Annotated in this window: 8 protein-coding genes and 2 tRNA genes; 5 read left to right on the top strand and 5 right to left on the bottom strand. The window is 38.2% G+C overall.

What is annotated here, in order from left to right; translation table 11 throughout:
* Positions 1–100: 100 nt before the first annotated feature.
* Positions 101–1633 (bottom strand): GH3 auxin-responsive promoter family protein, encoded by a 1533-nt coding sequence (locus ACIQ32_RS09250; protein ID WP_396195405.1) that lies wholly within the window; start codon positions 1631–1633, stop codon positions 101–103.
* Positions 1634–1713: 80 nt separating this feature from the next.
* Here ACIQ32_RS09250 and ACIQ32_RS09245 point away from each other — a divergent pair, with 80 nt between their 5' ends.
* Complete coding sequence (locus tag ACIQ32_RS09245) at positions 1714–2508, top strand: DUF2797 domain-containing protein (RefSeq protein WP_396195404.1); 795 nt, start codon at positions 1714–1716, stop codon at positions 2506–2508.
* Between the two features lie 34 nt (positions 2509–2542).
* Here the strand turns inward: ACIQ32_RS09245 and ACIQ32_RS09240 are convergent, their stop codons facing one another.
* On the bottom strand, positions 2543–5143 hold the full coding sequence (locus ACIQ32_RS09240; RefSeq protein ID WP_396195403.1) for an AsmA-like C-terminal region-containing protein: 2601 nt from the start codon (positions 5141–5143) through the stop codon (positions 2543–2545).
* Between the two features lie 178 nt (positions 5144–5321).
* On the opposite strand from ACIQ32_RS09240, the gene folK reads away from it, so the two are divergent.
* The gene (gene folK / locus ACIQ32_RS09235; RefSeq protein ID WP_396195402.1) at positions 5322–6455 is read left to right on the top strand and encodes a 2-amino-4-hydroxy-6-hydroxymethyldihydropteridine diphosphokinase; all 1134 of its coding nucleotides are present in this window, start codon (positions 5322–5324) and stop codon (positions 6453–6455) included.
* Here the strand turns inward: folK and ACIQ32_RS09230 are convergent, their stop codons facing one another.
* The 3 genes from ACIQ32_RS09230 to ACIQ32_RS09220 form a co-directional block, all read right to left on the bottom strand.
* Positions 6456–8558, bottom strand: a complete 2103-nt coding sequence (locus ACIQ32_RS09230; protein ID WP_396195401.1) for a T9SS type B sorting domain-containing protein — start codon at positions 8556–8558, stop codon at positions 6456–6458.
* A 57-nt stretch (positions 8559–8615) separates the two neighbouring features.
* On the bottom strand, positions 8616–9146 hold the full coding sequence (locus ACIQ32_RS09225) for an RNA methyltransferase (RefSeq protein ID WP_396195400.1): 531 nt from the start codon (positions 9144–9146) through the stop codon (positions 8616–8618).
* A gap of 105 nt (positions 9147–9251) precedes the next feature.
* Positions 9252–9716: a DUF1573 domain-containing protein gene (locus ACIQ32_RS09220; protein ID WP_396195399.1), complete on the bottom strand. Its 465-nt coding sequence runs from the start codon at positions 9714–9716 to the stop codon at positions 9252–9254.
* 154 nt (positions 9717–9870) lie between these two features.
* Here ACIQ32_RS09220 and mutS point away from each other — a divergent pair, with 154 nt between their 5' ends.
* From mutS to ACIQ32_RS09205, 3 genes are all read left to right on the top strand, one after another.
* Entirely contained in the window at positions 9871–12477 is a 2607-nt protein-coding gene (gene mutS / locus ACIQ32_RS09215; RefSeq protein ID WP_396195398.1) for a DNA mismatch repair protein MutS, read from the top strand.
* Between the two features lie 218 nt (positions 12478–12695).
* Positions 12696–12768 (top strand) — tRNA-Gly (locus ACIQ32_RS09210).
* 13 nt (positions 12769–12781) lie between these two features.
* A tRNA-Leu gene (locus tag ACIQ32_RS09205) sits at positions 12782–12867 on the top strand.
* Positions 12868–12903 lie beyond the last annotated feature (36 nt).

Genomic DNA, 12903 nt, shown 5'->3' with positions numbered 1-12903 from the left:
TTGGTCCACAAGAGGTTAGAAGACTTATGAATACTATTATAGCGAGGAGTTTTTTCATTTGAATTTTGAAATTTTGAACTTGAAATTTATTTGGAATTTGTTATTTATCTTTTGGAATTTCAACCTGCATTTGCATCAATTGCTCCAAGTAATCGCGTTGATTGGACAATCTCGGGATTTTGTGTTGGCCGCCTAATTTGTCATTTTCTTTGAGCCAATCATAGAATAAATTTTCTCGGGCTACGTTGATTTTGAGTTGGTTCAACGTCATGTTATTGTAGCGTTTGGCCTCGTAATCAGAGTTGACCGCTTGGATGTTTTCGTCTAAAGTTTTTTGGAATAAACCAATGTCTTCCGGTTGTTTTTTAAACTCTATCATCCATTCGTGCGCGCCTTTTTCTTTGCCCTGCATAAATATTGGCGCCACGGTATAATCAATCACTTCACAGTGCAGTGCCGAACAAGTTTTGGCAATAGCCGTATCCGTATTTTCTACCATCAACTCTTCGCCAAAAACATTGATGTGGTGTTTGGTTCTGCCCGAAACGCGAATGCGATACGGACTCAAAGAAGTAAATCGAACGGTGTCGCCTATCATATAACGCCACAAACCGGCATTAGTGGTAATTACCATAGCGTAATTTTTAAACAATTCCACATCAGCCAAACGCACAATCTTTTGATTCGGTGTGCCAAAAGTGTCCATTGGGATAAATTCATAGAAAATGCCGTAATCTAACATTAATAACAAATCGTTGGAGTAATTTAAATCCTGTATGGCAAAGAAACCTTCTGAAGCATTGTAGATTTCGTAATATTTAAAATCAGCTTTTGGTAAAATCTTTTTGTATTGTTCGCGATAAGGTTCAAAACTCACGCCACCGTGGAAATACACTTCCAAATTCGGCCATAAGTCAAATAAGTTTTCTTTACCGGTTTCCGATAAAATTCGGTTTAATAAAACCAACATCCACGAAGGAACACCGGCAAAACTAGTCACATTTTCGGTCTTGGTTTCATTGATGATGGCGCTTAGTTTGCTTTCCCATTCGCTCATCAAAGAGACTTTGTTGCTGGGCGTACTGCTGAATTCGGCCCACATCGGCATGTTTTCAATCAGAATGGCCGATAAATCACCGAAGAACGTATTGTTGTTTTCGTAAATCTGTGAACTGCCGCCGAGACGCAAACTTTTCCCTAAAAACATCTCCGAATTTTCGTTATTGTTCAAATACATGCACAACAAATCCTTGCTGGCTTTGTAATGGCAATCTTCTAAAGCTTCATTGCTAACCGGTATAAATTTGCTTTTGGCATTGGTCGTACCACTCGATTTGGCAAACCATTTGATGGGTGTACTCCAAAAAACATTTTGATAGCCTTTGCGCGTTTCTTCAATCATCGGCTCTAAATCTTCGTAAGAAGAAACCGGAATTCTCTCGGCAAAAGTTTCATAGGATTTGATGCTGTCGAAATCGTATTTTTTTCCCATTACCGTTTCGTCGCAGGTGCGGATTAAATTCATAAGCAACTCATTCTGCACTTCATGCGGATATTTCAGAAACAACTCAATCTGATGAATGCGCTGTTTCAGAACCCAAGAAGCTATAGAATTGATAATTGGAAATGGCATAATTTAGAATTGGGAATTATGAATTACGAATTAGGAGTGATAACTTTACCAAATATAAGAAATAATTTTAAGAATAAAAGATGACTTACGAAGGGGTTTTAACCAAAATGCAAACCGAATTCTCCAATCCAATTCAATATTATTTGGTGTTTGAGAATAGTTTTTTAAGCTTGAATCAGTTGTTAGACAAATCGCTTGAAATTTCTTTCCAAGGCTATCAATGTTTGAACTGCGGTAAAAAGAAAAAGATTTTCCGTCAGGGATTTTGCTACGATTGTTTTATGAGTTCCGCTGCGGCAGGCGATTGGATAATGAAACCCGAATTGAGTACAGCTCATTTAGACATCGAAGACCGCGATTTAGAATACGAAAAGAGAGTTCAATTACAACCGCATATAGTATATTTAGCCTTGTCGAGCGAGGTAAAAGTTGGCGTGACCCGAAAAACCCAAGTGCCTACCCGTTGGATTGACCAAGGCGCTGTGCAAGCGATTCCGATTGTAGAAGTGCCGAATAGGTATTTGGCTGGTATTACCGAAGTCGCTTTAAAAAACCATTATGCTGATAAAACCAATTGGCAAAAAATGCTCAAGAACGATGTGCCCGAAGTAGATTTGATGGCGGAAAGATTAAAACTAGAAAATCTGATTCCAACCGAAGTACAGGCATTTTTTAATCCGAACAAAGAAGATTTATACGAATTGCGATATCCTGTTTTACAATATCCGAATAAGGTTAATAGCCTCAATTTAGATAAATTACCTAATTTCTCCGGAAAATTAACCGGTGTAAAAGGCCAATACCTGATGTTTGAAGACGGAACGGTTTTTAACGTTCGAACGTTTGAAGGTTATGTGGTGAAAATAAACATTTAAAAATAAACCCTTTCTTTTGGAAAGGGTTTTGTTTTTATTGTGGAGTATCTGTTTTCGGCGCCTCTTTTTTCTTTTTGTTCCAAAGTCCTTTCAACAAGTCGTTGGCTTTGGTTTGTACATCTTTCTTGACATCGGTTTTGGTAGTGTCATTTTTAGGTTTGGTAGCGTTAGAGATCACACTGTTCAAAGCCTCTTTTCCGCCCGAAATAAACTTGTCTTTTTGTTGTTTGACTAAGTTATTCACTAACGAAGTAGTAGCTTGTTTCACATCGGTAGTCACTTTTGGATTGGAAAAACTACCGCCTAAAATGGCGTTAATCGGTACATTCTCTACTTTTTTGGCATCCGCCGGAGATAATTTGGCAATCAAATTGTTGGCTTCAGTTCCTAAATATTTAGCGGGAACATCTAATTTCAAATTGTAGTTCATGTTTTGGTCAAAACCATGGGTTCCGCCAACCGTTACTTTGATGTCTTGGTATTTTAAATCAAATGGTTTTACGTTTACTTTTCCATCTTTGAAAGTCACCGCCGCTTTTAAATCGTTGAGGTTTAGTTTTTTCAAATCCACAAAATTCAGTTTGTCATCCAAAGCCGTCAGCAAGGTTGAGTTGCTAGAATTTACTGTAGTTGAAAGCAATTGTCCCAACAAGTCGCCCGATAAACTGTTCAAGTCAGGCGTCATTTCGGTAGCGTTCAAATTACCTGATATTTTGATTTTGGAGTTCAATTTTCCGTTGATTACTCCGGCAATCGGGGCTATTTTTTTCATCATGTCTAATTGGGTAAAGGTTTGCATGATGTCGACACTGTTCAATCCCAAATCCATGTTGAATTTCGGTGTTTTTTCTTTGGTTGATACATCACCGTTAAACGCAATTGAGCCACCGAAAATGTCTGTTTTTCCGTTTTCTAAAGTTGCTTTTTGGTCTTTGATGATTACTTTGCCCGAAACGTTTTTCAAAACCAAATTGTCATACAAAACCGTATTGGCTTTAGCCGTCAACGAACAGTTTAAAAAGGCCGGGATTTTCATCGGTTCGCTCGCTTTGTTTTCTTTGGTTGTAGAAGTTTCAGTCGTCATAAAATCACTAACCGCCAACTGATTGGAATTCAAATTGAAGTTACCTTTCAGTTCTTGGTTTTTGAAAACAAAACCGTAGAAGTTCTCCAACACACCATTGACTGCCAAATCGGTTTTGCCGGTTACCGCATTGAATTGTTTTAAGTTCACACGACTTGGATCGAATGAAACTAGTGCGCGACTGATTTTCATGGTTTTGCCGTTCTCATCGGTGTAATTAAACCCGGTTAAGTCAATCGTTCCCGCATTTTTGATTCGGGCGTAATCGCTTTTTTCCACCGATTGCATGTCGAATTCGGTTTTGACATCTGCCTTTAAAACGCCGGTCAACGGTTTGTCTAATTTTACCGGATAGGCTTTGGTCACATTGGACAAATTAATTGTGCCTTTCAATTCGGCATTTACCAGGGCATTTTCGGCTATGTTTTTGATATTAGCCTTGGCATTAAATACGTCTTGGTCAATTTGAAACGAGAGCTTGTCCAAATTCACATAAGTATCGTTCAACACACCGGTTTCATTGATGATTTTGGTATCGATGATAATATTTTTAACCGATTTCGGCATATTAGCATATTGGAAAGAAGCGTTATTTGAGGCAATATCGATGTTGAATTTAGGTACTGTAGTATCGGTTAGTTTTCCTTTAGCAAAACCGGTTACAGTAAAATCGCCGCTGGTTGTTACCTCTTTCAAATTGGCGGCATATTGCGCCGGAATCAATCCCAAGAAGTTTTTAAAGGACGAAGTCGGTGTTTGAAAAGTCAAATCATACACTTGTCCGTCTTCAACCATTTGTATAAATCCGTCAAATTTTAAAGGCAATTCGTTGATTTTGGCTTCGTTTTTCTTAAAGGTGTATTTGCTTTGGTCTAAATCGATTCCCAAAATGGCATCCAATGAAATCGCTACGTTGTTCATGTAGTTGACTTTGTCCATATCGAGTGAAACCTTGGTTGTGGTTTTGGTTACCAAGTCTAATTTGGAAGCGGCAAAATCACCTGTTCCTTCATGGTTGATGCTGTCTAAAACCATTTTAATTTTGGAACGCTCATCGTAGTATTTGAACTTAAAGTTTTCCACCGAATATTCTTTGATGGTCAACGAAAGCGGTTTGCTTTTGCTGTCCTGACTTGGTTTTTCCTCTTTCAAAGCGATATCGAAATTACCAACGCCATCTTTGTTAAAAATGATGTTGATTAAACCGTTTTTAGAATCGATACCGTCAATTTGCATTGGTTCGTTTTCGCTGTTGAACAATTGCCCGATGGACATTTTTAAATTCAGTTCTTCAAAAGCTACTAAAGTGTCACCTTCAAACGGTGCTTTGTTAATGATAGTCAACTGCTCTATAGTTACACTTGCATTGGGAAAGTTTTTAAACAAACTCAAATCGGCATCAGAGAAAGCCACTTTGGCATCCACTTTTTCATTGATGGCTTTTTCAATTTTGGCTTTGATTTGGTCTTTAAAGAAATACGGAATGGCAAAAGCGGAAACCACTAATAGCAACAAAACAATTCCGACAATTTTCAGGATTTTCTTTAACATAATGTGATAGATTTAGTTACGCATTGGCAAAACAAAAATAATGCCTTTTCGGCACAAAGCGGTTACTAATTATAGAAGTTTTATGATTTTGTGCCAAATGGATTGTTGAGAAATTGTTATTAACAGTCGGTTGGTTTTTGCCTTTATTCTGAAATAGTTTTAGTTAATTTGTGCTTCTATGAATAAGCAGCATCAAGTCATTTTATCTTTAGGCACCAATCAAGGCAATCGTCTCGAAAATATTGAGCGTTGTATTGAGGACTTGCATAAGGAAGTTGGTACGATCATCCGAGTTTCTAAACTTTATGAAACACCATCATGGGGTTTTGAAAGTGAACCATTTTACAATTGTGCAGTGATTATGAATACGCACAAATCGGCACACCAAATCTTGGAAGAAGTACTGTTGTTGGAAGAAGCTTTGGGCAGGGTTAGAGAAACCGTTGAAGGTTACCAAGCCCGAATGATTGATATAGATGTGATTGCTTTTGATGAAGAAATCATTGCGTCTGATAAATTGCAAGTGCCACATCCTCAAATGCAGAATCGCTTGTTCGTGTTGTTGCCGATGCGTGATTTAAACCTCGATTGGCGCCATCCGATTTTACAAAAATACTTGCACGAATTGTTGGTTTTGTCAGAAGATAAAAGCAATTGTAAAGTGGTTCAGAATTTGGAAATCCCGATGGACAAAATCAAGTTAAATCATTTTAACTACATCGCTATTGAAGGCAACATTGGAGCCGGAAAAACCACTTTGACGAATAAATTAGCCGAAGATTTTAATGCGAAAACCGTATTGGAACGTTTTGCTGATAATCCGTTTTTGCCTAAGTTTTATGAGGATCAAAGTCGGTATGCGTTTCCCTTGGAGATGTCTTTTTTGGCCGACAGATACCAGCAAATTTCTGATGATTTAGCGCAGTTTGATTTGTTCAAGGATTTTATCGTAGCGGATTATCACATTTTCAAGTCGTTGATTTTTGCGAAAGTAACGTTGGCTGAAGACGAATACCGCTTGTACAAAACCATGTTTGACATCATCTATAAAGAAATGCCTAAGCCTGATTTGTACATTTATTTGTACCAAAGCACCGAAAGACTTTTGGCCAACATCAAAACCCGAGGGAGAAGTTATGAGCAAGAAATTCCGGCGGAGTATTTAGAAAAAATCAACAACGGATATTTGGATTACATCAAATCGCAAAAAAACCTGAATGTTTTGATTATCGATGTGACCAATCGTGATTTCTTAAACAACCAAGAAGACTATGTTTTTGTTTTGGAAGAAATCCGAAACAAGATACAGTAGTTATCGCTTCATCGCAAAATGTCCTCTGGTTTCTGGCGTCATACCGTCAAATTTAGCCACAAACCAATAATCTGTTGAGGGCAAATACTGTCCGTTATATGTGCCGTCCCATGATGGGTTAGAGTTGTTTAATACGCAGATTAATTTCCCGAAACGGTCAAATATTTTAACTTCGGCATTCGTAAAAAAGGATAGCCCTTTGATGTGCCATAGATCGTTAAAGCCATCATTATTTGGGGTAAAAAAGGCAGGAATGGAGATAACTACAAAAGGTTTTTGGTCATCACCACATTGGTTGGGTTCTATAACATAAGCCATATAAAATCCGCCTTCGTTCACAGTAAAGGTATTGGAGTTTTGATAGTTGATTCCGTCTAAAGAATATTGGAAATTCCCATTTTGAACTGTTTGAATGGTAACTTCTAAATCATTGGTTATAACGCTTGAAATTATCGGATCCGGGTGGTAAACCAAGGTGAAGTTTTTGGTTTTTGTACAACTACCGGGAGCCGGCGTTGTTACCGTAACCGAATAACTCGTTTGACCGTCGGAGAGTATATTTTGACTAGTAGCACCATTTGACCATAGATAAGTCATGTTAGGATTTCCGGCGTCTAAAAGGATGTTGTCTCCTTCACACAGTTCAATGGTTTCATCGGTCAAAATCGGTACAGAAAACACTTGGATGTCAATGGCTATTCTGTCAGACAAGCAGCCATTAAAATCGGCTTCAATATAAAAAGTTGTGTTTTGACTGATATTGGCTGTAGAAAAATTGGTCCCCGAAAAAAAAGGTGTGCTTTGAGTTGGACTTTCATACCAATTTAAAATCCCTGAAGTAGTTTGTACTTGAATTATTTCCTGATTTCCCTCACAAATAGTGTAAGATGAAGTATAGGTTAGTTGAGGTTTCGGAATTACCGATGCGGTTACAGCTACCCTAGAATTGGTTATGCAGCCACTTGTAAATGCCGCGGCATAAAATACTGTGGTTGTATTGATGATTGGTGTAGTCAACGAGTTTCCGCTCCCTAAAAAATTCCCTCCGGTTGGCGCGTCATACCAGTTAACGGTTCCTGTACTGGATGTTGCTTGTAGTACTACTACTCCGGAGCCGCAACGTGTTGCAGTAGTGGTTGAAGTAATAGAAGCAATGATTAGCGAAGTGCTTGTGGCGATATTTAAAATCGGGTCGCCCGGCATTCCGCCATATTCAACAATGTATCCTTTGGGTTGATAGTCTCCGCTAGTTGAACCGGTGTTGGATAAATCATTCCAAGATCCTGTAATACCTACTCCAGGTGCAGTTACGTGTGCATAATCTTCATCGCCGGCACTATTCGGTTCTCCGGTATTCCAAAAAGCAAAATTTGGCGTAAAACCGGTGAAATTTCCATTCCAAAAAACAGTGCCATTTTCAGGTCCGGTCATCCATTTCCAAACGCCTTCTGTTTGTTCGTCGCTACCGCCAATCCAGCCTGCGCCGGTGGTTTGCTCTCCTGCAATTTGGGCCTCTTCTGCAGAAGTAATGGTGGCTAAATAGCCTTGCAATCCGTAATAGGTGCTGTTTTCTGCGGCTGTTTTGGCGGCAGACCAAGTAATGCCGATGTTAGGAACATATAAATAATAATGACCATTGGAAGGAAGGTAATTGGCCTGGCCAACGGTTATGGAAAAATTTCTAATCCCAGAAGGATTGGTTGCACTTGAGGAAAATTCAATGTCTTCAATAGCAGCTATTAATTGGGTGTAGGTTGGTTGCCCACTTACTCCGCCTAATGTAAGAGTTCCGGTTGTTGCATTCCAAAGCGTACTAATATTTGGATGTGTTCCTGTAAGTGTTAACAAGTCTGCGCCAAGATCATACCCCGAGGAAATTTGAATATAAATAGCATCAATACCGATATCATCAGGGTCGGTGATGGACATGCTAGTCACAATTTTCATCGATGTTCCCGGACAATAGTTTTGATTGCCGGTGGCTATTAGTGTTGGCGCAATATTAGTTGTAGGTTGTTGCAGAGCAATATTTTTAGCTTTAGTATGGCTAGAGTTTAAGCCAAGAAGTAGAATCAGCCAAAACAATAAAGTGCTCTTTTTCATTTTATAAAAGTAAATAAAACACTATTATTTTAAAGATCAAACATTCTTAAAAGGAAGTTAAAAGCGCAACTTTTGAAACAAGTCCCAAATTACAATTCCGGCACTTACGGAAATGTTTAGCGAATGTTTAGTGCCCAGTTGTGGGATTTCGATAGCGCCATTACAGAGCGCAATAGCCTCTTGTGATACACCATATACTTCATTACCAAATACTAAGGCATATTTTGTTTCTTTTTGCGGTTTGAAATCTTGTAGAAAAACAGCATTTTCCACTTGTTCAACCGCAAAGACCTCGACGCTGTCTTTTTTAAGTTGGGCAATAACCTCTGTTACATTTTTTTGATATTCCCAAGCTACAGTTTCGGTGGCTCCTAAAGCCGTTTTGTGAATTTCTTTGTTTGGTGGAATCGCTGTTATACCACACAAAAATATTTTTTCAATCAAAAAAGCATCAGCCGTTCTGAAAACTGAGCCAATATTGTGTAGACTTCTGATGTCATCGAGGATTATGATAATCGGAGTTTTATCGGCTTGTTTGAAATCGGTAATCGATTTGCGATCTAATTCTTTATTCTCAAGCTTTCGCATCTTTTTTTATTTTATAAAATTCGACCTTCGGTCGTATATCGCAAAGATATTCAAAAAAAAAGTCCCGACTAATCGGGACTCTTTCGAATTTATAATTAAGTACAATTAACTTTTTGTAGGCTCAACTTTTGTTTCAGCAGGTAAAACATTTCCTTTGATAGTCAAAACTTTTGTTTCTTGACCTACTGCATTTGATTTTACAGTTACTGTTTTTGTAAAAGGCTGTCCTGCTCTTGAAGTATCATATTTCACTCCAATTACACCTCTTTCTCCCGGTTGGATTGGTTTTTCCGGTTTAGAAGGAACGGTACAACCGCATGAACCTTGAGTGCTTTCAATGATTAACGGTTTAGTACCATTGTTTACAAATACAAATTCTCTTTTACCGTCAGAGTTTGCAGGAATGGTTCCGTAATCTAAAGTTTCGTTTTCGAATAGCATTCCCGGTCCGTCAACTTTAGGAGCTTCTGTTTTTGTAGCCACTTTTGTAGCTACTTTTTTTGCCGTTTGCGCATTGGTAGTTGTAACACCAAAAGCAACTAAGGCAGCAAGTAAAATTATTTTTTTCATGGTATTATGTTTTTAAGTTTCTGAAGCAAATCTATCCAAAATATAAAACCGATACTTTTTTTTTGCCTTAATATTAAATTAATTTTTTTTGACTCAGCAAATCGGTCTAAAATATTTAAATTCGCTTTCTTATTAAAATTTAAATCGAAATCCATTGTCAGCCAAAGAGACCAAAGCCAAGGAAACGCCTTTAATGAAGCAATACAACGAGATAAAAAACAAATATCCCGATGCTTGTTTGTTATTTAGAGTAGGCGATTTTTATGAAACTTTTGGAGAAGATGCGATTCGTGCTTCTAAAATATTAGGTATAGTTTTAACTAAACGTGGCGCCGGTTCAGAAACGGAAACCGCTTTGGCAGGATTTCCTCATCATTCTTTGAATACCTATTTGCCAAAATTGGTCAAAGCCGGATTGCGTGTGGCCATTTGCGACCAACTGGAAGATCCTAAAATGACAAAAACCATTGTAAAGCGCGGGGTGACCGAATTGGTAACGCCGGGAGTTTCGATGAATGATGAGGTTTTGCATTCGAAATCAAATAATTTTTTGGCTTCGATTTATTTTGGAAAGAAACAATTAGGTGTTGCTTTCTTGGATGTTTCTACAGGTGAATTCCTAACTGCTCAGGGCAATGAAGAATACATAGACAAGTTGTTGCAAAATTTTAGTCCGAGCGAGATTTTAATTCAGAAAAATAATAAGGGCCAGTTCAAAGAAGCTTTTGGCGAAGATTTTAATGTTTTTTATTTGGAAGATTGGGTTTACAAAGAAGACTATGCGGTTGAAACTTTGCAAAATCATTTTCAAACCAATTCTTTAAAAGGTTTTGGGGTTGAAGAATTACAAGACGGCATTATTGCTTCGGGAGCCATTCTCTATTATTTATCTGAAACACAACACAATAGGGTTCAGCACATCACTAATATCCAGCGCATAGCTGAAGACGCTTATGTTTGGATGGATCGATTTACGATTCGGAATTTAGAATTGTACCACAGTCATTCTCACAATGCTGTGACGCTTTTGGATGTAATCGACAGGACACTTTCACCTATGGGTTCAAGATTGCTGAAACGTTGGTTGGCTTTGCCTTTGAAAGATATCAATAAGATAAGAGGTCGTCATGAAGTAGTTTCTTATCTTAAAGAGAATCAAGAAATTCTTCAAAAGATGCAATACCAAATCAAACAGATTTCCGATTTGGAACGTTTGATTTCAAAAGTGGCTACCGGAAAAATTTCACCACGGGAAGTCATTTATCTCAAAGAATCCTTGGATGCGATTATTCCGATAAAGACAATCGCACTCGAAAGCCAACAGGAAGCCGTTCGCGTTATCGGTGATAATTTGCATGCGTGTGATCTGCTTCGCGAAAAAATAAAAACCACCTTAAATCAAGATTCGCCTGTTTCGATAGCCAAAGGCAATGCCATCGCCAAAGGAGTTCATGCCGAATTGGATGAGTTGAGAAGCATTGCGTTTTCCGGGAAAGAATATTTGGAAGGGATTGAAGCCAGAGAATCGGAAAGTACCGGAATTTCTTCGCTTAAAATATCATTCAACAATGTTTTTGGCTACTATATTGAAGTTAGAAATACACATAAAGATAAAGTACCGGCTGAGTGGATTCGCAAACAGACCTTGGTCAATGCCGAAAGATACATCACAGAAGAGCTCAAAGAATACGAGACCAAAATTCTAGGGGCCGAAGAAAAAATCCACCAAATTGAAAGCCATTTGTTTGAACAATTGGTTATTTGGATAGGCACTTATATTAAACAAGTACAGTTAAACGCCAATTTGGTAGCCCAACTGGATTGCTTGACTTCTTTTGCGCAATTGGCGATGGAGAATGATTATGTATGTCCCGTTTTAGACGAAACTTTTGAATTGGAAATTACCAATGGTCGTCACCCTGTGATTGAAAAGCAATTGCCGGTTGGTGTTCCTTATGTAGCCAATGATGTTTATCTCGATAGAGAAACGCAACAGTTAATCATGATTACCGGGCCGAATATGTCTGGTAAGTCGGCAATATTAAGACAAACCGCTTTAATAGTGTTGTTGGCGCAAATGGGAAGTTTTGTGCCTGCGGAAAAAGTAAGAATGGGTGTGGTGGATAAAATTTTTACTCGAGTTGGCGCCAGTGATAATATTTCGATGGGCGAATCTACTTTTATGGTTGAAATGAACGAAACGGCTTCCATATTGAATAATATATCAGATAGAAGTTTGGTTTTGTTGGATGAAATTGGTCGTGGCACGAGTACTTACGACGGTATTTCAATCGCTTGGGCTATAGCTGAGTTTTTACACGAAAATCCGGCAAGACCTAAAACACTTTTCGCAACGCATTATCACGAGTTGAATGAAATGAGTGAATTGTTGCCGAGAATTCAGAATTATAATGTTTCTGTAAAGGAGTTAAAAGACACCGTTCTTTTTATCCGAAAGTTGGTCAAAGGCGGTAGTGCTCACAGTTTCGGAATTCATGTAGCTAAAATGGCGGGAATGCCGCAAATGGTGATTCAGAAAGCTCAAAAATTATTAAAAAAACTCGAGAAAAACCATTCCAGCGAGGCGCTCAATACGATTAAATCGGTGAAAGACGAAATGCAACTTAATATTTTCAGTATGGATGATCCATTATTGGAAGAAATAAGGGAAGACATCCTAAATTTAGATATTAATACTTTGACACCGGTGGAAGCTTTAATGAAGCTCAACGAATTGAAAAGAATGTTGTTGAAAAAATAATTTATCACTTGATTTTGTTAATCAGGGAATTAGATTTTCAAAACATTTTTTTCTAAAAAAAGGTTTGTATAATTCAATTTTAGTATTACATTTGCATCCGCAATACGGTATAAGTATTGTGGTTCTTTTTAAATTTGATATGCGAAAATAGCTCAGTTGGTAGAGCGTCTCGTCTTTGAGACGAGACCAAGGTTGAGTTATTTAAAAAAAAATTAAACGCGAAAATAGCTCAGTTGGTAGAGCGCGACCTTGCCAAGGTCGAGGTCGCGGGTTCGAGCCCCGTTTTTCGCTCAACATCTAATACGCTCGGATGGTGAAATTGGTAGACACGCTGGACTTAAAATCCAGTGAACAGCAATGTTCGTGCGGGTTCAAGTCCCGCTCTGAGTACAAAAGCCTCTAACATAGTTAGAGGCTTTTTTGTTT

The sequence above is a fragment of the Flavobacterium sp. genome (genome assembly GCF_044373165.1).
Lineage (GTDB): Bacteria > Bacteroidota > Bacteroidia > Flavobacteriales > Flavobacteriaceae > Flavobacterium.
This window is presented reverse-complemented; position numbering and strand designations above follow the sequence as displayed.